At 42.8% G+C, this 20,464-nt stretch carries 20 protein-coding genes and 3 pseudogenes; 14 read left to right on the forward strand and 9 right to left on the reverse strand.

Annotated elements, in window-relative coordinates; all coding sequences use genetic code 11:
* Positions 1 to 155 precede the first annotated feature (155 nt).
* The 5 genes from L4C36_RS17185 to L4C36_RS17205 all read left to right on the forward strand — a co-directional run bounded on the left by L4C36_RS17185 (position 156) and on the right by L4C36_RS17205 (position 3,862).
* Positions 156 to 824 (forward strand): tyrosine-type recombinase/integrase, encoded by a 669-nt coding sequence (locus tag L4C36_RS17185; protein ID WP_428479034.1) that lies wholly within the window; start codon positions 156 to 158, stop codon positions 822 to 824.
* A gap of 326 nt (positions 825 to 1,150) precedes the next feature.
* Positions 1,151 to 1,309: a hypothetical protein gene (locus L4C36_RS17190; RefSeq protein WP_428479035.1), complete on the forward strand. Its 159-nt coding sequence runs from the start codon at positions 1,151 to 1,153 to the stop codon at positions 1,307 to 1,309.
* 368 nt (positions 1,310 to 1,677) lie between these two features.
* A complete protein-coding gene (locus L4C36_RS17195; RefSeq protein ID WP_428479036.1) occupies positions 1,678 to 2,217 on the forward strand; it encodes a hypothetical protein in 540 nt (179 codons plus the stop codon).
* A 50-nt stretch (positions 2,218 to 2,267) separates the two neighbouring features.
* The gene (locus tag L4C36_RS17200) at positions 2,268 to 2,465 is read left to right on the forward strand and encodes a DUF4258 domain-containing protein (protein WP_428479037.1); all 198 of its coding nucleotides are present in this window, start codon (positions 2,268 to 2,270) and stop codon (positions 2,463 to 2,465) included.
* 179 nt (positions 2,466 to 2,644) lie between these two features.
* Positions 2,645 to 3,862 (forward strand): hypothetical protein, encoded by a 1,218-nt coding sequence (locus L4C36_RS17205; RefSeq protein WP_428479038.1) that lies wholly within the window; start codon positions 2,645 to 2,647, stop codon positions 3,860 to 3,862.
* Between the two features lie 25 nt (positions 3,863 to 3,887).
* Here L4C36_RS17205 and L4C36_RS17210 read toward each other — a convergent pair.
* The 3 genes and pseudogenes from L4C36_RS17210 to L4C36_RS17220 form a co-directional block, all read right to left on the reverse strand.
* A pseudogene (locus tag L4C36_RS17210) lies at positions 3,888 to 4,363 on the reverse strand (recombinase family protein); the annotation flags it as partial.
* A 68-nt stretch (positions 4,364 to 4,431) separates the two neighbouring features.
* Complete coding sequence (locus L4C36_RS17215; protein WP_428479039.1) at positions 4,432 to 5,103, reverse strand: hypothetical protein; 672 nt, start codon at positions 5,101 to 5,103, stop codon at positions 4,432 to 4,434.
* A 383-nt stretch (positions 5,104 to 5,486) separates the two neighbouring features.
* Positions 5,487 to 5,837: a hypothetical protein gene (locus L4C36_RS17220; protein WP_428479040.1), complete on the reverse strand. Its 351-nt coding sequence runs from the start codon at positions 5,835 to 5,837 to the stop codon at positions 5,487 to 5,489.
* 273 nt (positions 5,838 to 6,110) lie between these two features.
* Here L4C36_RS17220 and L4C36_RS17225 point away from each other — a divergent pair, with 273 nt between their 5' ends.
* A complete protein-coding gene (locus tag L4C36_RS17225) occupies positions 6,111 to 6,704 on the forward strand; it encodes a recombinase family protein (RefSeq protein WP_428479056.1) in 594 nt (197 codons plus the stop codon).
* A 584-nt stretch (positions 6,705 to 7,288) separates the two neighbouring features.
* Here the strand turns inward: L4C36_RS17225 and L4C36_RS17230 are convergent.
* The 3 genes from L4C36_RS17230 to L4C36_RS17240 all read right to left on the reverse strand — a co-directional run bounded on the left by L4C36_RS17230 (position 7,289) and on the right by L4C36_RS17240 (position 9,808).
* On the reverse strand, positions 7,289 to 8,359 hold the full coding sequence (locus L4C36_RS17230) for a replication initiation protein (RefSeq protein ID WP_428479041.1): 1,071 nt from the start codon (positions 8,357 to 8,359) through the stop codon (positions 7,289 to 7,291).
* Between the two features lie 354 nt (positions 8,360 to 8,713).
* The gene (locus L4C36_RS17235) at positions 8,714 to 9,022 is read right to left on the reverse strand and encodes a hypothetical protein (protein WP_428479042.1); all 309 of its coding nucleotides are present in this window, start codon (positions 9,020 to 9,022) and stop codon (positions 8,714 to 8,716) included.
* A gap of 18 nt (positions 9,023 to 9,040) precedes the next feature.
* The gene (locus L4C36_RS17240) at positions 9,041 to 9,808 is read right to left on the reverse strand and encodes a ParA family protein (RefSeq protein WP_428479043.1); all 768 of its coding nucleotides are present in this window, start codon (positions 9,806 to 9,808) and stop codon (positions 9,041 to 9,043) included.
* A gap of 411 nt (positions 9,809 to 10,219) precedes the next feature.
* Here L4C36_RS17240 and L4C36_RS17245 point away from each other — a divergent pair, with 411 nt between their 5' ends.
* A complete protein-coding gene (locus L4C36_RS17245; protein ID WP_428479044.1) occupies positions 10,220 to 11,170 on the forward strand; it encodes a DNA-binding protein in 951 nt (316 codons plus the stop codon).
* A 1,664-nt stretch (positions 11,171 to 12,834) separates the two neighbouring features.
* Here L4C36_RS17245 and mobI read toward each other — a convergent pair.
* Both mobI and parM read right to left on the reverse strand, forming a co-directional pair.
* Positions 12,835 to 13,353: a conjugative transfer protein MobI(A/C) gene (mobI, locus tag L4C36_RS17250; RefSeq protein WP_428479045.1), complete on the reverse strand. Its 519-nt coding sequence runs from the start codon at positions 13,351 to 13,353 to the stop codon at positions 12,835 to 12,837.
* A 688-nt stretch (positions 13,354 to 14,041) separates the two neighbouring features.
* The gene (gene parM / locus L4C36_RS17255; protein ID WP_428479057.1) at positions 14,042 to 14,284 is read right to left on the reverse strand and encodes a plasmid segregation protein ParM domain-containing protein; all 243 of its coding nucleotides are present in this window, start codon (positions 14,282 to 14,284) and stop codon (positions 14,042 to 14,044) included.
* 674 nt (positions 14,285 to 14,958) lie between these two features.
* Here parM and L4C36_RS17260 point away from each other — a divergent pair.
* The 3 genes and pseudogenes from L4C36_RS17260 to xseB form a co-directional block, all read left to right on the forward strand.
* Positions 14,959 to 15,262: pseudogene (locus L4C36_RS17260) on the forward strand (DDE-type integrase/transposase/recombinase); the annotation flags it as partial.
* 189 nt (positions 15,263 to 15,451) lie between these two features.
* On the forward strand, positions 15,452 to 17,068 hold the full coding sequence (locus L4C36_RS17265) for an exodeoxyribonuclease VII large subunit (protein WP_428479046.1): 1,617 nt from the start codon (positions 15,452 to 15,454) through the stop codon (positions 17,066 to 17,068).
* Positions 17,061 to 17,276, forward strand: coding sequence for an exodeoxyribonuclease VII small subunit (gene xseB / locus L4C36_RS17270; protein WP_428479047.1), 216 nt, complete (start codon positions 17,061 to 17,063; stop codon positions 17,274 to 17,276). Before L4C36_RS17265 ends, xseB begins: the two co-directional genes overlap by 8 nt.
* Positions 17,277 to 17,515: 239 nt before the next feature.
* Here xseB and L4C36_RS17275 read toward each other — a convergent pair whose 3' ends face one another.
* Complete coding sequence (locus L4C36_RS17275; protein WP_428479048.1) at positions 17,516 to 17,833, reverse strand: helix-turn-helix domain-containing protein; 318 nt, start codon at positions 17,831 to 17,833, stop codon at positions 17,516 to 17,518.
* 100 nt (positions 17,834 to 17,933) lie between these two features.
* Between L4C36_RS17275 and L4C36_RS17280 the strand changes: the two genes are divergently transcribed.
* The 4 genes and pseudogenes from L4C36_RS17280 to L4C36_RS17295 all read left to right on the forward strand — a co-directional run bounded on the left by L4C36_RS17280 (position 17,934) and on the right by L4C36_RS17295 (position 20,419).
* On the forward strand, positions 17,934 to 18,467 hold the full coding sequence (locus L4C36_RS17280) for a hypothetical protein (protein WP_428479049.1): 534 nt from the start codon (positions 17,934 to 17,936) through the stop codon (positions 18,465 to 18,467).
* Positions 18,468 to 18,575: 108 nt separating this feature from the next.
* Positions 18,576 to 18,762, forward strand: a pseudogene (locus L4C36_RS17285) (IS6 family transposase); the annotation flags it as partial.
* 403 nt (positions 18,763 to 19,165) lie between these two features.
* A complete protein-coding gene (locus L4C36_RS17290; RefSeq protein ID WP_428479050.1) occupies positions 19,166 to 19,552 on the forward strand; it encodes a PAAR domain-containing protein in 387 nt (128 codons plus the stop codon).
* Between the two features lie 36 nt (positions 19,553 to 19,588).
* Positions 19,589 to 20,419: a DUF4123 domain-containing protein gene (locus L4C36_RS17295; protein WP_428479051.1), complete on the forward strand. Its 831-nt coding sequence runs from the start codon at positions 19,589 to 19,591 to the stop codon at positions 20,417 to 20,419.
* Positions 20,420 to 20,464 lie beyond the last annotated feature (45 nt).

Consider the following 20,464-nt stretch of genomic DNA (forward strand, 5'->3'; position numbering starts at 1 on the left):
GTGTTTGTTACCCATGCGCCAATCCCGGCTGGCGTCACCGTGCGCCCCAATTTCCCCCGAAACCCGTATCCAAAGAGTGTTAAACTAATAAATACAAGGCATAGCCTTTGTGTGTGGAATTTTCGATGATTTATAGATAATTCCAGAGGTTCGCAATGGCACAAGCCCGATCACTTTCCCGTTCTGAAATAAAACGAGCATTATCAACATGTTTGTTAATGTCTAACCCACTGCAAAAACAAGCAATACTTTCATTGTCTTTCTCAGGACTTAGAGTTACGGAATTAAGCCTTTTGCTCATTGAGGACGTTCTAACTAAGCAAGGCAAGATCAAAACTGAGATTTACTTGCGTTCAGCGATAACCAAAGGCTGTAAAGCTAGGTCGGCTTGGTTGTCAGAAAAGATGATAGACATCCTCTCTAATTACTTTGAATACCGAATTAGTCAGCATCTAGGCACATCGTCAAGCCCTAAGCGTTACAGAGGTCTAAATCCCAAGAGCAAGGTTATTCTTTCTAGCCGTGGTGCATCTTATAGCTTAAAGGCTAAAACCAAGACTATGTATGACGGGACACCTAAAACGTATTATTCAAACGACACACTTGAAGCGTTGATTAGGTCTATCTATTCAAGGTGCGGCTTGCATGGTGCTAGTTCTCACTCAGGGCGCAGAAGCTTAGCCACTTCCCTGAATAAGCAAGGAGTAGAACTAGACGTTATAGCAAAGATTTTAGGGCATTCTGAGCGCAATCCTAACGTAACATTGTCCTATATCGACATTTCGGATAAGCAAATAAGCAAAGTTTTTGAGGTGGCATTTTGATATGCGGCATACGTCAAACATCTTTACCAAAAATATTGATTTCGTAAAGCATTTTTACTAAAGTTAACTTAATGGTAAAGTATTTTGACGGTTAGATGATGAGTTTTAGACCTGTATATAAGCTATCAGACCTGAGTAAAATGGCAGGTTTTAATACAGTTGACGAGTTGGCAGAGTACGCTTGTACAACACGCCAAAACTTAGATAACTGGAATAAAACAGAGTCAAAACAAAACTTTCTTAGGGTTGTAATTATGGGGGCTAAGGTGATGAAAGCACAAGAGATTAAACGCCAAGCCAATAAACGTAATTAGAGGGGTAATCACATGGATAATAACGAATATTTAGAACTACTTCTGAAAGATGTTCAATCGGTAGTTGAAAATCACCAAAGCGAAAATTCAAAATTATACAAACAGCTTAAAAACCTACTCAATCGCCCTAATGAAAAAGGTGAACAACCTTTCAAGGTTCAAGCGCATTAAAGGGGAAATAGTGGTACAGCAAGTTTGTGGCGGTTTTTGGGGATGTTCTCCGTATACCGCTGTTCTGCTGTACCTCTATTTTTAACTAATGGCATTCTTGTTCATTCCTTCATTCCTTCATTCCTTCATTCCTTCCAGCGTTGCAAGCTCTGCTAACAGGCAGGGATATTCTTCATTTTTTATATTTACTTCCTCACCTCCGGTTGGGTCTTGGTTGAAACCAGCTGTAAAATTTCACTTTTATGTGACGGGATTCCTTGTTTTAGTGCTTGGTGTTTATTTTTGGTCGTTTTTTCAATTAAAAAATTGACCAAAAGCTTATCGGTAGTATTGTTTGTTCATCAACTAAACAGTAACGGATGACAAAAATGAAAAAGCACTCAATCACTAAGCAACTAATTGCAGAATTCAACAATGCCACCCAAGAGCTTTTTACTCAGGGATCGTGTGGGGATGATATTGGCTTATTTGATGCTAAAGAAATGACTCTGAATGAGATTAAGGAACGCCTTGACGATGACGCTTATCTCATCGCATTGGCTTTAGTTGAACACCAAGTTACTGGTATGGCTAAGTATCTTGAGTTCATGGTTGATACTGATATGACGGGCACAATGAGTGCTGATTCTGTAGAGCGGATGTTGTTTTCTACCAAAAACTATCGTGCGGTATGTACCATGGTGTTTGGCATACTGAAGTCAGAAGAAGGTTGTGATCCTCGTGAAACCACGGCGTTTTCATCAGTGACGTTAACTTGTGATGTTCTCAATCGACTTGTCAGCCGTGATGAGAACAATATTCGCTCTGTCCTGAGCAAAGATGAATTTGAAGCGTTTGGTGGTGATTACCAAGCAATGTTGGCTTGGGTTCAGGCTCAGCGTTTTTCACAGGTGCCGTCTCACGCGTAATGATGATGCATATAAGGCGTAATGGGGTCACTGTACCCTGAGGGGGAGGTATGCGGTTGTCTTATCATGCTCGGTTGCGGATGTCAGAGCGGCATTTAACGCCGGAAGATATTGCTTCGACACTCGATTATGGCGTGGTCATTAAGGAAAAATCACTGGGTAGTCGGATTGTGTTTGAACACAATGGAGTATGGGTTGTTGCAACATCTGGATGGGATCCCTGTGTGATAACGGCGTTTATTAAATAGTATGTATGGGGCGAACAGCCCCATTCAATGACTTTACATGCAGGAATGTAAACGGGTTTATCTACAAGAATCTAAATTTAGTCACTTTAAGTTTGGTAATATTGACCAGATTTGAGGTGGCCGTTATTGTCCATGACGTAGTTATTATAGGTAAGGGATAAAGTGTGGTGGAATGTCGGATGATCAATCAGTTGTTTGCTGAAGAGGCACATTGTGCACTTCAGGAACTTTGTCTTATAGAATTGAAAGAGGGAGCGTTCAGTGATGCTGTTGGTCTGTTTAATGCTGGGACACTTTTCCTTGATGACATAAGGATCCTTCTTGATGATGACTACATCTTTTCACTGTATATGTTGGAAAGACAAGTTGAAATCATGGCAAAACTCATTGTGTCAGCGACCGAAGCAGACATAACGGGCTGTAATACAGCAGACACAGTGGAACAGATGGTGTTTGCAACTAAAAACTACCGAACATTATGTGCAATCTTGCTCGGCGAGATGAAGCAAAGGGACGGTGAGGACCCAAATGATACCTTGGCTTTTTCGTCGATTGCCCCTACACGTGATGATCTCAATCGTTTAGCTAGTCGTGATGAATACACCATTAGTACCGTATTAGGCGATGATGAGTTTAACGCTTTGGGGGATGATTATGCCGCGATGTTGGAATGGGCGCAGTCCCGTCGTTTTTCACAGGTACCATCTTCAGGACGATATCCATTGACGGATCCTCATGTCGATTATGTATTTGCTGATATGGGGGAGATTAAAGGCAAAATCCTTCCAATGTTGGAGAACAAACTTGAACAGCGCAGCTGGGCTGTTAAAGGCGTCTCTTTACAGGAGACATTGGGTGGGGCTTTAACGTTAGAGCGTTATTGTATGGACCGTGGGGATATCATTAGCCTCGGGCTTCGCTTGAAATTCAGTGTGCCTGCTTTTCTTCCGTGGTTTGAAAAAGCACTGAATGAACAATATCGAAATGTAGGCAATCTTATCGATGCTATGCAATCCGGCGGAAAATCAGATGGTAAACGTGTTTATCGTGAAGATGTAATCGCTGCTTTTGAGAGTTCTGGTATTGTTAAGCATGCCATGTATAAAGCCACAGTAAAGCTGATTCCATTTTCTGTCGGTGATGTGGTGGTTGCCGTTGAAATGGCTAAATTTGGTAGTCTATTTTTACCTAAATATATAAATGGGAAAGATATTTCATCTATCATCTCGGCTGACACTTGCTCTCTCTATCCTGCCGTGACATCAGAGACAAAACCATACGGACGCAATAGTAATTTGCGCCAAATTGCAGAATTGGCTTGGTGTGATTTGGTTAAAGTACGTTTGCGTAACCAGCAAGACCTAGACCGAGTGATTTCATTTTTAATCTCTGCATGATCCTAAGATCATTGTTATCCTGGTCTTAACTGCCTAAATGTATTTCAAATGTAATACATTTAGGCAGGTTACATCCCTGTAATACACGGTATACCGTTGTTCTGCTACACCCCAGTTCTTTACTAATGGCATGCTTGTCCATTCCTTCTTCTGCCAACGTGCGTATGCGTTGATGCAGGTCGAGATCGGCATGCCGGCTCAAGTGCTTTCCCTCTGATTTTGCTTTTTCTCGTCCTTCATAGCAGCGTTGTAAGATCCGCTTACGTTCCATCTCAGCAAAGGCGGATATGGTGGTTAGATCACCCGGCCAATATCACTGTTGATATCGACATCTCCGAGATCATGAAAAACCAGCCCTGCTCCTTTGTTGGCTAACGTATCTGCGATGTGTAAGGCATCGATGGTATTACGTGCCAGGCGGTCTATTTTCATCACATGAATGATGTCGCCTTCTCGGGCGAACTCAAGTAAGGCATTCAGTTGTGCACGAGCTGCATCTTTGATGTGGATTCTATTGATAAATTTATTGGGGATGTGGTGAAATTGGCGGCAGTTTGCCGCCAATAGAGTTAGTTCTCAAAGAATCTGCATTCAAGCGAAGGGGCTTGTAAGTGGACGTTATCGTGGCAATGATAATAGTCATTACCGTTATCTTCAATGAGTGATGAGCTATATGCTCGGAGCCATAGCTTGCGTCTTTCTGCCGAAAGAACAAATCCTTTTCCGGACTCACTATTCGCTAAGCGATTTGGGTAGGCCCATCCATTACGTTGTAGCTCCGTAATAGTTAAGATTAAGTGAACCATGTCGGTTTGTTCTGGGGCTATCACTTCATGTATATGAGGGAAAAAGTCTATATCCCCTTCTGATGCCCGCCAACCGCTACAGCTATTAACGTCATCCAAAGATTCATAAGGATGAGAGTGAAATGTGCCGATCAATTCCAAATTAGGCCAGTAACGCTCAAAGAACTCTTTCTTTGTTTTAATCGAGTCAATGTCTGGCGTTACAGAGCCATGTTCGCGGATGGCTGATGTTTCAATAGTGGCACTTGTGATCACACAACGTGCAGGTTTGTCACCTCTTTGCGGAATAACATGTCCCCATAATAAGCCAAACGTTTCAATCTTCTCTTTGGCTTTGGAGCGGTGAGTCGCCTTATGCTTTATCGCATAAGCTTCAATTGCCGAGGTAAATAGTTGCGGCAATACTGCATCCTCAATAAAGATCGCAGTAGTCATGATGTTATCCTGTCTCAAATGTATATAAGGAGGCAGATATTATCATGCTTTTAGCTATTTTATTGAGAATGATTTCATGTTTTAATTTTATTATTCAATGATTTATTGTTTTCTTACGTATTACATTTGTAATACACTGATTTTTTCGCTGTGGCTTTTCCTATGATAATGCCGCCCAGCGACAACATGCCCGCTTCCTGCTTCAACTCTTTGCTTTCTCTTCCGCCAGTTAGCGGCCTTTTTACGTTCCGTTGGCACGATTTTGGTCACCCATAGGGCGTGGTTACCCACAGAAAGTGTGGATAACAAATGTGTGATCAGTCGTTAGAATGTGCATGTTCTACTGTTCGCATGAAATCCAATTCTATGCTGTGTTTTGTCGGTTACGCACACACATCAGCCCCGTACCATTTCCCGCCTACATCGCAATGATTTAACCGCCAGAATAGGTTCATTTGCATGGTGATTGCTTTGCCGTTTTCTTTTTCAAAGGTTAGGCAATCCACTTTGGCTTTGTTGTTTTTAAAATCAGGGTGGCCACGTAGATTGCCTATCTTCATGCAGGCGTAGTAGTTGTGGCGTTTGATGTTCAGTCCTTTGAGATTGCTCCCTTCTACAAGATATAGCGTGTTGCTGTCCGGGGGACTCCCGGACAGCAAGCGTGAAAAATTTTCACCAAAACTAAGGGGTAAACAATTTAAGGGATTGGTGGGCATCGTCGCACGGTTCGCCACTACCGTTACTTGTTTGTTTGGGCGTTACTCCATTACGTTGTCACGTATTGTTTCGGTGTCTTGGTTACTAATGACTGCCTATTTATTTAGTGTCCCTGGCGTGGGTTTATCCGCAACGCCAAGGGAAATACGTTTCCTTGGTTTTACGATTGTATGTAATGCGTAATTAATGATTTACCTCCCACGGAGGGATAGACAGAACACCTGACGCACTATAACTTCATTTGCTTGGAACAATTAAACTAAACCTATAACTACATAACAGTTTTACCTATAGCTTCCTATGCTTATTTACGTATCTCAACGGATGCTCAAGATGTAAACAATCAAAAACACGGCATTCTTGAATATGCTAATCGCATGGGCTTAGTGAATTTAGTCTTTGTGGAAGATGCCGTGTCAGGTGCTAAAAAGTGGCGTCAACGACGGTTAGGTTTAATGCTTGAAGAAATGATCCGCGGTGATGTGCTGATTTTTTCGGAGGTCACTAGTATGGCCCGCTCTACTATCCAGGTACTCGAAATCTTGGAGCACTGCATGGATAATGAAATAACGATCCATATCGCCAAGCAAAACATGGGGCTTGATGGCTCAATGCAATCGAAGATCATTGCTACCATTTTTGGGCTTGCCGGTGAGATAGAATGGGAGTTCATACGTCAGCGAACCAAAGAAGCATTAGTCGCTAGAGGGGTCAAATTAGGTCGCCCTAAAGGGAAAGCTGCTCGGTTAAAGCTTGATGATAAACGGGATGATATCGAAAAGTACTATAAGACGGGGTTGAGTTTAAGAGAGATAGCAACGCTATTAGGCATAGCATCAAGTACTTTGAGTGATCATATAAAAATCAGAGCGTTAATGCGTTAAATGTATTACCTTTGTAATACGTTTTCTTGCTGTTTATATTTAAAAATGAAATGAAAAAAATGACTATTTTTATCGATTGTGGGTAACTGCGTAAATCTTTGATTTTCTAGTTATCCACAATGACTATAAAGATCTATAAAGACTATAAAGATCTATAAAGACTATAAGATCTATAAGATCTATAGGCTCTGTAAGTCATTGATAAAAATAAGGAAAAAAGCAATTAGATGACACATTTTAGGTGCTCAAGCGACACATTTTAGGTGCTCGAGCGACATTTTTTAGGTGTTTGTGATCTTATTTTAGGTGTTTAGATGACATTTTTTAGGTGTTTGTGATCCTATTTTAGGTGTTTAGATGACACATTTTAGGTGTATTAGCCCTGTTATTGGGGATAAATCGCATTTTCTTGCTGACCAATTTTAAAAGTGACCTTTTTTAGGTCTGTCTTTATCAATAGATGACACATTTTAGGTTTTAATCCTGTTTTACACCTAAAATGTGTCCTATATCTCACTAAGCCAATCTAAATCGCATGCCTGAATATGGCTCCCCCCTAAAAAATGTTACTTATTGACGTGTTTTTAATATTCAGGGTTACCGCTGACTTTACTTAGCGTATCAATCTTATCTAAGAAAACATCAAGATCGTCTTGTGGTTCAGGCTCTGGCTTAGGGGTGAAATGCCGCTTGGCCAAGGTTTCTTCAATCTTCGCCGCTTTGTCGTCTTTGCCAATGTATTGATAGGCAATGGCGAGGATCTCTAATTCCCCATCCGTGAGCTTAATATTTTCCTGTAAGCGCTTGAGTTCGAGTTCTTTAATGGTTTTGATGGCATCATGTTGGTTAAGCTCATCCACCGTCCCTAGCTTGAGCCAGCGAAACAGAAATTTAATGCCGGTGATGTTTCGCCCTTTTTTTACCAACTCAAAACCGAGCTCGCCTTTGTCGCTATCGATAAACAGTAATTCTTTTTTTATTTGTGGGTGTTCTGAGAGATCTTTAATGCTTTGGCGAATACAGCGTTTCATGAACACGCTGTTGTTCTTGAATGAGCTTTTGTCTTTCTTGATTTTTCCTGCTTCATCTAGCAGCCCAAACACGCCCTTAAGCTCTTGTAAGCTTTGCGTGTGCATTTCATAGCCCTTACTCTTAAATCGGCTTAGAAGCTCGTACAGGCGTTTTGAGTACTCTTTCTTAACATCGAAAAAGTTACGGGTATTGATTAACGCAAAACCGTGGTTGTATTCGATGTATTCCGATTTAAGCATGTCATTTGGCACCATGGTTAACACACCGTTCTTGTAGGCGATGTGTTTGAACAATGGCCGGTAATCAAATTCAGTTTCCCCTTTCGCGTTTTCGAGCTTGATCCCAATCTTACGGCTAGCAAGTCGATTAGCCACTGGGCTGAGGTTACTACCAATGTGTTTAGGTTCGAGATCTAACCATTCAGAGAGTTGGTGCGAGGTAAATTCGTAATGGGGGGTGCTGTGATCCCAATCGTTACTCTTCATTTGTGCGATCATCAACGCAAACATATCCGCTTCTCTCGCGGATAAATCTTGGCGGCTAAAAACGAGCTGATGGCCTTTTTTGATATGCTTAGGAAGATTGTCGCTCACGACGGGGTAGTAATATTCTTCGGTGCTCACAAGCGCTGTCCATAGATTACATGACTAATCCTAGTATGACACAATCTAGGTGTTTCTTATAGATTAGCACCTAGATTGTGTTATCTTTTTATGTGTTGCATCGCGCTTCTATAAAGTGTTTTTTATCAATACATTGGGTGCAAAAATGTATTACAAAGGTAATACATTGTTTGTTTTACTTGAGAAATAATAGCCGACAACTGAACCAATCATGGCACTGGTAAATGCGAGTAATTCAGAAAAGTGTTTGCTCTCTGTAACAAGCGCCATCGATAAAAGTGCAAGCCGGAAAAAGAGTAAAGAAATAGCCAATAGAGGAGCAATGCGCTTGCGCAAATTCTATGTTTGGCATAGTCAGTTGGCCTCGTAAATCGCTTGAATTAACTTCTTCTCGTTGAGTTGTCCTCGCATCTTAATTAACCCACGTAATAACTTGGCACTGGTGATCTTCTTGCCGGTTTGTTCACTTAGCTCCTCCAGCCACAGGGCCAGCTCGGCCTTGTCGTTCTCCGGCAGCCGCATCGGGACCGGCGCGGTGCCGGTTGTGACATTGCGGCGGGTGCCGACGGTGGTGATCTTCTCCGCCTTCTTCGGCTCGGTTTCTGCCTCGGCTTTGCGCTGGCTGCGACGGTTTAGGGCCGTCATTCCTTTCAGTTTAGTCATGATTATGTATTACATTTGTTATACATTGCATCTTGCAATAACTTCTTCTGCAAGAGCTTTGTAGTCATTGAGTGCCGTCGAGCTCGGTTTGTAGGTCAGCAGCGGCTCGGAGCTGACACTGGCTTGCCCAATGGCTTCTGTCCGGCGAATCGTGGTTGTCATGACCTTTCCTTCCAGCGCGTTGAGTTGCTCGTCGAGGAAGCTGTTGATTAGCTTGTTGGCCTTGGCGTACTCGTTACGGAATACCGCAAAATTGACATCGTCAGTCTCTTTCACCTCCTCCAGCGCATCGAGCAGATCGGCCAGGCCGTTGAGCGAGAACGAGCCGCCGTCGACGGGGATCAGAAATAGATCGGCGGCCATCATGGCGTTGACGGATGTCAGGCTCAGGTTCGGTGGGCAGTCCAGCAGCACCACGTCGAAATCATCGCGCAGGGTATCGAGCTGCTTGAGCAGGATGCGCTCGCGGTGGACCTTGGTCAGGCTCTGCTCGATCACCCGGCTGAGGCGGATATCTGTCGGACACAGCGACAGGTTGGCGCCGCCGGCCTGAGCCGGGATGATGGCCTCGCGGATCGGGTGCTTCTTGGCGGACTCGAACACGTCCGAGACAGTGGTGCCGAACTCGAACTGTCCCCCGCTCAGTACCACGGTTAGGTTGGCCTGCGGGTCGAGGTCGATGGCGAGGGTGCGCTTGCCTTCTCTGGCGAACTGCGCGCTGAGGTTGATGGCGGTGGTGGTCTTTCCGACGCCACCTTTTTGGTTGATTATCGCTATAATTTTCACTGCATAATCTCCTTATTGTGTATTACAAATGTAATACATCACCAGGTGCTATTCTAATCTTTTGTAATGAAAATTCAATAGTAAAAGTTTCTTAATCTGTAGCCAAGAACCTGCTTTATTTCACACCTCTCCTGCAGTCGAGCCTCCTTGGTATCGCTGTTCAACCAAGCCAAAACGACGCTTCGCAAATGTCTTGGCCCATTCGGGTAACAATCAGGGATCTATTGCGATATGTTAGAGGATACATTTACTGAAATGATGGGGTTATATACGTCGTTGTAGGTTTGATGATGTGAGCCACGAAAGTGGCTTTTTTTTGTTCATAAACAACGAACGAACGATGTTCGTTCGTTGTTTATGTTCGTTCATTCGGTTATGATGTGATTCATATTGACAGGGGGTGGTGGTGATATGAGTGTTTCTCTAAGCGGTAATCAGTTACAAGATAAAGTAACCATGATTTGTAATGACCTTTATGCCAAAGGTCAGAAAGTCAGTGTGCGTATTGTGTTGTCACTATTGCCTGAGGTGAGCAGTACCAGTACGGTCCACAAATATTACAAAGCATGGAAAGACGAGTTAGAAGCGAATCAAAAATCATTGCTTGAAAAGATGGGGTTTTCTGAAGAGTTTACCCGTGTTTTCATGGCTGAAATCACCCGCCATGCGACCGAAGCAGAACGCCGATACCGAGAGATCGCGGAAGACGCCAAAGAGCAAAGCTTGATCGCTATCGATGACTTAGAGCGTGCTGAAGAGCGTTTATATAAGCAAACCGCACTGCTTGATCAACGTGAAAAGCGCATTAAAGAGGTGGAGGCCGAGCTTTCACAGGCCGACAAATCACAACAAGCTATCACCCAAGAACTACGCCAACAGATTGAATCGTTGACCGAGCAACTGAATGATTCCACGGCAAGCAATGAGCGTCTTCGTACTGAATTGGCGAAAAATGAATTACTGCTTGATAGTAATAAAGAGCTTGTGACATCAACCAAAACGCAAAATACGGAATTGAACGATCAGATCAAACTGCTAAATGCTGAGGTGGTTGAACTGTCGAAAACCAATACTCGCCTAGAGTCATCACAAGAAAGCAAGCTAGAGCTGATCGAAGAGCTGAAAGACAGTAAGAAATCAGTACAGGCACAAAATCAGCAGCTGGATCGTGACTTGCGCGAGATCCAGCAAGAGCGCAATACATTACAAGCGTCACTGTCAGATCTGAAATCGACAAACTCAACGAATGCACAACGTTTAGAGCAATCACAGTCAGAAGTGGTTGAGCTTAAAACCAATATTAAGCAGCACGTTGAAACCATAAAGCATTATGAGTCGCTTTATTCTCTTGAGAATAAATAGTGAGTAGCGCCTTGATCATCGTTCGAGGCGCTTAACTGTAGTCGCTCATGCTCACGACTCGCTGAGAGGATGCTGGTCCGTAACTCACAACTGGACACAAACGTGCCAGTTATGCACATTGTCATTGCGAATGTTAAATAAGGGACAGTTTTACTTCTGTTTGCGTCATGATTAACCACCCAACCATGTAATTCGCATAGCTACAATTTATTATCTTGAAGTGGTTAATACTCAGCGTACCCCCCACACCAAACTCACGGCCTCATCGACGAGCACCAAACTTGTCAGGCCACGATAATCCCCTTTTGGCTTACCAGAAAGATGCATCTGCGAATAAAATTTCTCTAACAAAAGACTGACAACTAGGCTTTGTCATTGAGAATCGTACCCGCTCAATTTTATCACGATGATATTTTTACTGACTAACTCGAACAGTGATTTGCACTTACTTCCGTTCGGATGAAATATCTCATAGTCCGATTTATAATCGAACACCAGACTTCCAAAGTCTTGATCATGTATGTCTTTGTTGGTGTAGTTGTAACAGCATGGATTTGACGAGTTGCGTTTACCCCGTCGTCTCCTAAATCGCGGTGTTAGGGTGGTATCATCCAGTGTTGATTCAGGTCATGCGTCTTGTCCTGACCTATATGAATGGCGATTTTACCAATTTCATGTATCGAATTTCGCTGGGTAACATCACGGTAATTTACGATGACACCATTAACGCTCTCTGTGGCCGCTGAAGGCGAGTTATTCTTGATTTTGACCTACCCGCACCTGCAATCCTCGTCGTGCCCCCTGGCTGCGCCACAGGGCTTTTTTTGGGGGGCTCTAGCGGTTATCCTTCCTTCTCCCTTACTTGCCTGATTAATGCTATCCGGAATCTCACAGTCTGCTGTTCTCTACAATGCCGCTCATTGCTTTGTCTGATATAACCAACCCTTTTGATCGATGAGCCGTTGTCAGTATTACGTCTGCTTTCTACTGTTCGACTTTAATGGAATGATTTATCGCGTCGATTAACGTAATACCGGAGTTAATGTCAGCGTCAATAATCTTGACCTGTCTGGATGTTTCGTTATCACAATCAGAGCTGTCGATAATGTCAGCCCATGAGGTGAAATAACGCTTCGAGTAGCTGCGCGTTGGTACGAGCGATAACCATCATGTGATAGGCATGCGTGTAATCAATCGCCTTGTGAATTTCAGTGTTATAACCCAACCTGTAAATTTCTGCGTTGGTTTCTACCGGGTTCAGTGTGGCACTCGCAATATCAGCTACCTGCTGCCCGTTCCTAAACGATGATGTGAGCCGTATGGATTCGTATGGCACTAACTAAAACCTGTCGACAGTCCTGGCTCAAAATTATTTCCAGCATGACAGGGTTTGCGTCTTGAATATAATGGCATCTCATCAAACAAGATGTAGTCACAATCTAGCTTCGGCTTACTTAGATGCCGCTGTTTCAAGTAAGCGTTGTGGGATGCTGGACACGATGAGTCAACAGCCGACTTCGGCCATCGTTGTTTTTATCAATCATTTGAAGGAATGTCGTTTTACCCGTCCCCGCTTTAGCTTCGACTTTAAATGACACGCTATTTTTGAATAGCACGACACCGCAATCTGCTCATCGGTTGCCAGGCATCCATTTACTGTTAAATCACTCGTAACGTGCTTTGAATTTATGAATCGAATTCTGTTGAACCTGAACTCTGTCTTTAATGGGAATGAATGTGAAATCGACACCAGCCTCTTTGGAGTACAGCGTTAGGTTTTTATGCATCGCTCCCAACTGACGAAGTTTTTTCCTGATTAAATGAAGCTGATTTTCACAGTTCATTATCAACTCTAATTCCCATTCACTTGCATAATTGAAACAACCTCGCTTGTAACCATTTACTCCCGGTTGACTCACTGCCTTGTACATTCGTGTGGGTTTGCCATTGATGTGTTTGAAGTAAATTTGTCGCCACCTAACCGCGAATGAATAACGTGAAAATTCAACACGCAATTCATAGTGTGTCTTTTCAGACCCGTTTATCTTCATCTGTCGGCGTTTAACTTCCCGTTTCGCTACTTCATTCATCCACAACGACTGTGTGATTGACGCATCCTCATACGCTTCATCCACTAGCGAATATATACGCTTTTGGATCTCCGCTATTTCATCCCTTTCCAACTCGGTTTTCCCTTCCCGACAATGCCATAAAAAGCAGTTAACAAGTTACACTACTTTTCTACTGAAGTACGAAATAGGGTGCTATTTCGTACTACTAAAAACAGTAGTACCTATTTCGTACTACTAAAATCCCAAGGCTATTTTGTACTACTAAAATTCTAAGTCTATTTCGTACTAATAGAGGATGTGCTGTTGTGAGTATAAGAAGTGAGCAATTAATTGGCTATATTTTTAATATATAGTAAGTTATTTATGGGTCTTTTGTCTCAAAAAAACAAAAAAGAACTTTTTATTTAAATAGAAAACGCAGTTGTTGAACAAAATAACGGAGAGATATTTCATGATGAAAGTGGAAAATACTCGAAAGTTAAACGCTTGGCGGAAGAAAAAGTGGTATAACTAACTAAAGGTATTCGCTTGCTAGGTAATGCATGAAATGATAAAAGTCACGACTATACAGAAGATGATCTTAAGAAGTTTTTTAAGCATCTAAATGATGAAACACGTAAGGAAAAAGAGCGGTTTAAGGGGGGGGGATGGGTTTTTCCTTTAGCAAAAAAAACAACCAACAGAGTTGATTTCACCGGATCTTCTTTCTTTGGTAAGCTAAGATATCACTCTCCAAGTTTCAAATCAGTCTTTGTTTTATTCAGACGAACAGTACCAATATGTGAAGGTCATTTGCTCATTATTTCTCCGTTTCTAGTATGTAAATGGCAGGAATTCCTTCGGGATATACAGAGATACTTTTGATGTTGAATATCTTGTGATTTTCGCTATGAATGAAACCAAAATCATTCTTCTTATTTTGTTCAATATTGCCATCATTTGGATAACCATCACCATTGAAAAACTGGTTGATTGGCAGCGTCACAATGAGTTCGATATTATCTTTTTCTAGATCAGACAGATTTATAACATGATGAACAATTACTCTTGCTTGAGCATGGAATTGATGCGCATTGTTCTATGTTGATAGCTGTTTTTTCTGCTCATAAAACGTCACAAGCACATTCTGGAAGTCATTGTGTTTTTCAATTTAATATACTTATTTATGCTTGAAAAATGAAATGCATTTGTCAATCTCTGCACGGTTTAGCGAGATGGTTGAAACAACTTCCCCATAGATCTCAGTAGTTAGATTGCATTATTTGCCCCGTCATCACATACGACCAAGTGATTATTCATCATTATGTCCATATAAGTGTGATGAATGCACACACATTACATTACCTGATGTTATCAACTGGCAATATGATTGCTGTTATGTGTTGTTTATTTTTAGCATTTTTACAGCAAAAATACACGCGGAAGTTTCATTTTGTTTTTTAACAGTCAAAATGGTTTTTTATATATAACTTTATGCTATTTTTTAGCATTGATTTGTGTCTATTTAAAAACATTTCACACACACCCGAGTTGTGTTGTGTGCGGTTTGTATATATTTAAAAAACAAATAACAGCCAATGTCGCTACCGCAATGGTGATTGTTATTGACTAACCAGAAAGAAACGGTCCTTTATCCCCCCTCCTGGGTTTGTTGTGAAAAATTCAATCTAACCCCAAGATATCACTCACTCACTCACTCACTCACTCACTCACTCACTTAGGCGGTACCTGAAATATTACGGCTTAGACAATCGGCCTAAAACATTACCTCATACACTAATGTGATAACTCGCTTGAAGAAGAAGGGGTGACAGCTAGCGGATTTCGAGCCGTGTATATCAATAATGGAATCGAGTCCGATCATGCCTCATCAAAAAAGCTCATTGCTACCACTGGCAGTTTCAAAAGACGAAAGTGAGTCGGCTCACCAATCCAAGGGCTTAAATCATTATGGATGTTAAACAAGAGGCAATTTGATTTATGGTTACGCAATGATGAACGTGAAACCCTTGTGCGGTAAAGATCCGCCTTCATAAATCGCCTTTTAATGTTAAGGCTGTTTACTTGTAATTCTTAAGCCCATCGCTAGATCAATATGTTTGTTCTGATTTTTTTGCAACAGTCCTGTCGCAACTGTAGGGAAATCGGCTAGGATTTCACTTATTAATATGCTTGTATCTGCATAGTTTTTTTACTGCAGGGGATATTGATGGCTAATTCGGCTTCACAAACCAATGGTTCGTTTGAAAACCAGAGTATGACATTGACCGAGTTGCTGACCCAAGTAGGCCAAGTCCTGCGCCGTGAAATGAAGCAACGTTATTGGTTTACAGCTGAGATTACCAGTATCAAACGCCATGTATCTGGCCATATTTATATCGACCTTTCTCATACCAATGATGGGGGCCAAACCGCTAAGACCTCGGCAACGATTTGGAATCGAAATACTAGCATTGTCTCTAACTTTGAAGCCCAGACCAGCATTAGGTTTGATCGCGATCTTGAAGTGATGCTGCTTGGTGAAATTTCATTCAACCCGCAGTATGGCTTTAAGATCAACATCGTCGATATCAATGCGAGTTTTAGCGTAGGTGCTTTTGAGCTAAAATTGCGTGAAATCCGAAAGCGCTTGCAAGAGCTCAATGAAGATAAGCTCAACAAGCAATTGACTACCCCGCTTGATTTTACTCGCGTTGCGGTGATTGCTCCTTCCAAGGCCGCCGGTTTAAGTGACTTCAAAACCAAAGCGGAACGCTTACAACATCATGGTTTATGCCATTTCGATTACTTTGAAGCGATGTTCCAAGGTGTACATCGAGAAAATTCGATCATCATGGCGTTCACTGAATTAGTTCAAAATAATCATAGCTACGATGCGGTGTGCTTGATTCGTGGCGGTGGGGACCGCGCTAGTCTCAATGAACTTGCTGAAGCAAAGCTTGCGCGCGCAGTGTGTCGTTGTCCCTACCCAGTATTCACGGGCATCGGACATGAGACCGATACGAACTTATTAGATGAATACGCACATAATGCATTCAGTACCCCGTCGATGGTCGTCTCTCATGTGTTTGATACCATTGTGCGTAATGCCCGTGATGCTAGTGAAAACTTTTCCTCGGTGCAGTACATTGCCCGCCAGATAAGTAGCCACGCAAAACAAGATGTCGAGCACAAGTGGAGTGGGATATGCGAAAATAAAGCCATAATATTATCGACTTGGCGCAACAGTTTGGAAGTTACGATTGAGCGAATTTTCACTACCTCAAAACAAGCAGTGGCCGATAGCCGTTATCACGTGGCGGAAGGCTATAACGCTTTGATGCGTGATACTCGAAATAACGTCGTGCAGCAAAAAGAGTACGTAAACCAACTAAATGAAGCCTGTCGTTATCACAGCGTGCGCCATGTACAGTTAGCCCGCCAACAAAACCGCGATATGTTTAACCGTCTCTATACCGGTGGGAGCAAACAGATCACAACTAACAAGTTTGACTTGGCCCGCCATTACAGTGAGATACAAAGCCGTGCCGGTACCCATGCGCAAGCTTCCAAGCAAGAGCTTAACCATGCAGTGAAAGTAATGTTCAATGGTGCTAAGCATTCATTAAACGCGCAGCGCGATAAAGTCACCAACAACTGCCAGCTCATCGATGCCTTCAATCCGCAAAATGTATTAGCCAGAGGCTTTGCTCTTGTGACCAATGACGCGGGTGAAATTGTTAAGCAAATTAGCCAAGTAGACCCTTACCATTCGATAACCGTCCAGCTCAAAGATGGCACAGTTACCGCTAACCCCGTATTTATCCAAGGAACTTATGATGAGTAACGAAACCACTTCTACTTATATGGAAAACTATATGAAGCTGCAGCAGGCAGCTAACGAATTGTCACAGCAAAACGTCCCGGATGTAGACAAGATTATCCCACTGGTAAAACAAGGCAGTGAAGCCTATACCCACTGTATGAGCCGCATTAATGAAGTAGAGCGAATATTAGCTGACATCGAAAATAAAACCGCGCTGACAAATTCTTGATGTGAATGTGTAGTGCGGTACTCAGCCGTACTACGTTCCTTATCTGCCCACTTTAGCGATCCCGAATTAAATGTAATTCTTTGGTGTCTCCGTTGTTATGGTTTAACGGAGATTACTTATTAGAAGAGATATAACGCACTATAACTATACCAAGTTTAAAACAACACAAACGAACTATGACTGCAGGGTCAGAAAAACGCAGAGTTGAAAGAGATCATTAAAAAGCGGCTGAGTAAGCGTTAAGATTTTTCTGGTTTATGGGTTAGTTGCTCGATAAGCGCAGCTTTATCCTCATCACTCATCTTGTCAATGGCACATGCCAGCGAGGCACTTAGCTCACTCTCACAGAAAAAGTAGTTCAAAGGCACGTTAAGCTCATCAGCCATACGGCGTAGTGTACCAATGTCAGGCGTATGCCGCCCCTTCTCATAGTGATTCATCCGTCCACTTGCAGAGCTCGGTTCCATGCCAATTCTTATACCCAGTTCTTTCTGGGTAATACCGGCTTTTTTACGGGCTTCTTTGAGCCTCGTAGGGATTGGGTTGTCTTTTTGCACTGAGCCATATCTGGTTGACCTATTTCGACTTAGATTGTCTAAGTTTTACGGATTTTTGTATACTTAGCAATCCTAAGTTTTTGTGTGTGCAGTATCCACGATGAACCGACAAATACCACTGAATAAATGGTTACATAAAGCATTGATAGAGAAGGAAATGGATGGTTTTTCTGTCTTGGAGATAAGAAATACACTACTACCAGATACATATATGCTGTTTGATAGAGAAGAATTACGAAAGCTGCTATACCGCCAACTCTACAATTTGCTTGCTCATGGTTATTTGGAAAAAATGCGTGATGAAGTGACACGTGAGAAGCGGTATTTCAAGACGGATGCATTTAGGGCATTAGAATTCGTAGCAGCGAAAAGAACCCAGTTATCTTTGGCACATGCCCACTTGAAAAGCCGTGATTACAATCCGTTTATTAGCCATGTATCCAGAGAAAAAGCGCAGTTTGAAGCAGAGCTTCGTATCGTGTTAGGTGAGGTGGATGTCTATAAGCGTGTGTTAACAAGTTTTCCTGAGCAATCCGCTTTGGTCGAACCGTTGTATGAAAAATCTAAAGACTATTCAGCTGAATTATTGGGCAGAATTAATGCGTTGAGTAAGTTGAGTGCATTGCCGCTGTAGGTGGCGATAATGATACTTGGCTCTCGTATTTTATGTGGTATGGGGCTTGTTGTAAAAATTCAATCTAGCCCCAAGATTTCACTCATTTCCCTCTAATCTAGCGATGCGATGACCAATTCTGAATTCAAATTGAAAGACTTTGCGTCTGAAGTCATCCCTTGGTGTCTCCGTTGGTATGGTTCAACACCTATGAGTTATGCCGACCTGAGTGACATGCTGGCCGAGCGAGGGATATCGTTCAACCATTTATCGCTGGTTTATTGAATATTCGCCGGCATTACGGAAAAAGTTACGTTATCCCCCGTTTATCCGTATGCACTCACTTATCAAGAAACGCGTTGGGTTAAAATACGAAACATGCCTGGTCAATGATCTAGGGGGGGAATCATTACGGATGTTGAACCCTGACAATATGTCCGATGAAGAGGTAAAAGATAGCGTGAAATTTAAGGAGGAATCCCTTTAATTTCAATAAATAAGCACTCGCCTGAAATTCACTTTTTCATTCCCGCAATCAGACTAAGAAACAGTTAAATTTGTCAATTTCATGTTTCTATTAACAACCTCCACACTAGTTTATCTCCCACTTGTTTTCATCCTTATAATTCGTATTGTTACGCGCATGCTTGCATATCTGGTTCCGATGCGGGAATAAGTGTTTTTATCTGACTTTAATTTAGAACAAATGGGGTCGCACGATGGGAAAACCTGCTGCTCGTCTTGGGGATAACCATGTTTGTCCTAAGGTAACGTCTAAAGTGCCGCATGTGGGTGGGCCAGTCGCTGCTGGCTCTCCCAACGTTTTCATTAACGGGATGCCTGCTGCTCGTCAGGGCGACATGATGGTGTGTGTTGGCCCGCCAGATTCGATCAAAGGTGGCTCGGCCAGTGTGTTCATCAATGGAAAACCTGCTGCAAGAATGGGGGATGCGACCTCACACGGCGGTGTTGTGATTGGTGGCAGTGGCAATGTATTTATCGGCGATAAGGCAGGGGCGAGTCCCGGCCAAACGAAAACCCTATCGTCCTCAGCACCATTCTGTGAAGAATGTGAAGAGTGTAAGGGCGGCGAGTGCGCGATCTAATTGTTAAGGGAAACGACGGTTGAAAAGGTATTTAGCATGCAGTTAGTGAGGTCGCCTGCCGAGAAAAATGTCCATCAGACGGATCATTCAGCCTCCGTCACGGTGGCGGAACAAGCTTTGACTCAATGGTTAGCTGAAGTACCTGCGTCCCATCATATCTATGCGGTGGTCAGTGGGGTATGTGATACCAAGCCCTTTGAACGTTATCAAGCGCTAGAATCCCAGCCGAATTCTGTCCTACTTTACACCACTGACCCCTACAGAATGTGGGTGGATGTGATGCCACGGTTAGTCCTTGTTGAGAAGGATTCGCCATTTTTGGATTGGTGTGCGTCGCAACCGTCTCGCGAATGGGGATGGCTATTAAGTACGGAACAGCCAGCTTACGTGCTCATGAATTATTTTTCTGGCTTGACGCAAGTGAGAACACAGCAAGGTAAAGCGGTATTTTTCCGCTATTGGGATGGTCACTTTGTTAACATCATTTGTGACGTAATCGGCGCAGAAATGGCGAATTGGATCCCTGTGGTTAATCGGTTCTGGGTGAATAGCATCAGCTATACCACTCAAGTCTCGTTGCCACTTCAACCTCAAGCATCGCCATGGTGGACGTTGCCACCGGGCTTAATGGAGGCCATTGCACACGCTGATCCCGCGCCAGTAATTGCCAACCTGTTGCAATTCATTAAAGAAGAGAAAGCCCACCTTTACTTCGCTTTTCCTGAATCCGTTGTGAAAGCAAAAGTGATGCGTTTTTACCATCGCTGGCGACAGCAAGAAGCGCACAACGCGCACGATAAAACGGAAAACCACAAGGTGTTACTGTCAGCATTATGCCAATCGTTGCGTGATGACATGACGCCGTAATTCCTTCCGCATTACTACCCCCCAGAATTTATGGAACGTTATTGA

It is taken from the genome of Photobacterium japonica (genome assembly GCF_050337005.1).
GTDB lineage: Bacteria > Pseudomonadota > Gammaproteobacteria > Enterobacterales > Vibrionaceae > Photobacterium > Photobacterium japonica.

Coding starts and splice junctions, on each gene's coding strand:
- L4C36_RS17185 (WP_428479034.1), top strand. CDS start 156: ATGGCACAAGCCCGATCACTTTCCCGTTCTGAAATAAAACGAGCATTA.
- L4C36_RS17190 (WP_428479035.1), top strand. CDS start 1,151: ATGGATAATAACGAATATTTAGAACTACTTCTGAAAGATGTTCAATCG.
- L4C36_RS17195 (WP_428479036.1), top strand. CDS start 1,678: ATGAAAAAGCACTCAATCACTAAGCAACTAATTGCAGAATTCAACAAT.
- L4C36_RS17200 (WP_428479037.1), top strand. CDS start 2,268: ATGCGGTTGTCTTATCATGCTCGGTTGCGGATGTCAGAGCGGCATTTA.
- L4C36_RS17205 (WP_428479038.1), top strand. CDS start 2,645: ATGATCAATCAGTTGTTTGCTGAAGAGGCACATTGTGCACTTCAGGAA.
- L4C36_RS17215 (WP_428479039.1), bottom strand. CDS start 5,103: ATGACTACTGCGATCTTTATTGAGGATGCAGTATTGCCGCAACTATTT.
- L4C36_RS17235 (WP_428479042.1), bottom strand. CDS start 9,022: ATGACTAAACTGAAAGGAATGACGGCCCTAAACCGTCGCAGCCAGCGC.
- L4C36_RS17245 (WP_428479044.1), top strand. CDS start 10,220: ATGAGTGTTTCTCTAAGCGGTAATCAGTTACAAGATAAAGTAACCATG.
- L4C36_RS17265 (WP_428479046.1), top strand. CDS start 15,452: ATGGCTAATTCGGCTTCACAAACCAATGGTTCGTTTGAAAACCAGAGT.
- xseB (WP_428479047.1), top strand. CDS start 17,061: ATGAGTAACGAAACCACTTCTACTTATATGGAAAACTATATGAAGCTG.
- L4C36_RS17280 (WP_428479049.1), top strand. CDS start 17,934: ATGAACCGACAAATACCACTGAATAAATGGTTACATAAAGCATTGATA.
- L4C36_RS17290 (WP_428479050.1), top strand. CDS start 19,166: ATGGGAAAACCTGCTGCTCGTCTTGGGGATAACCATGTTTGTCCTAAG.
- L4C36_RS17295 (WP_428479051.1), top strand. CDS start 19,589: ATGCAGTTAGTGAGGTCGCCTGCCGAGAAAAATGTCCATCAGACGGAT.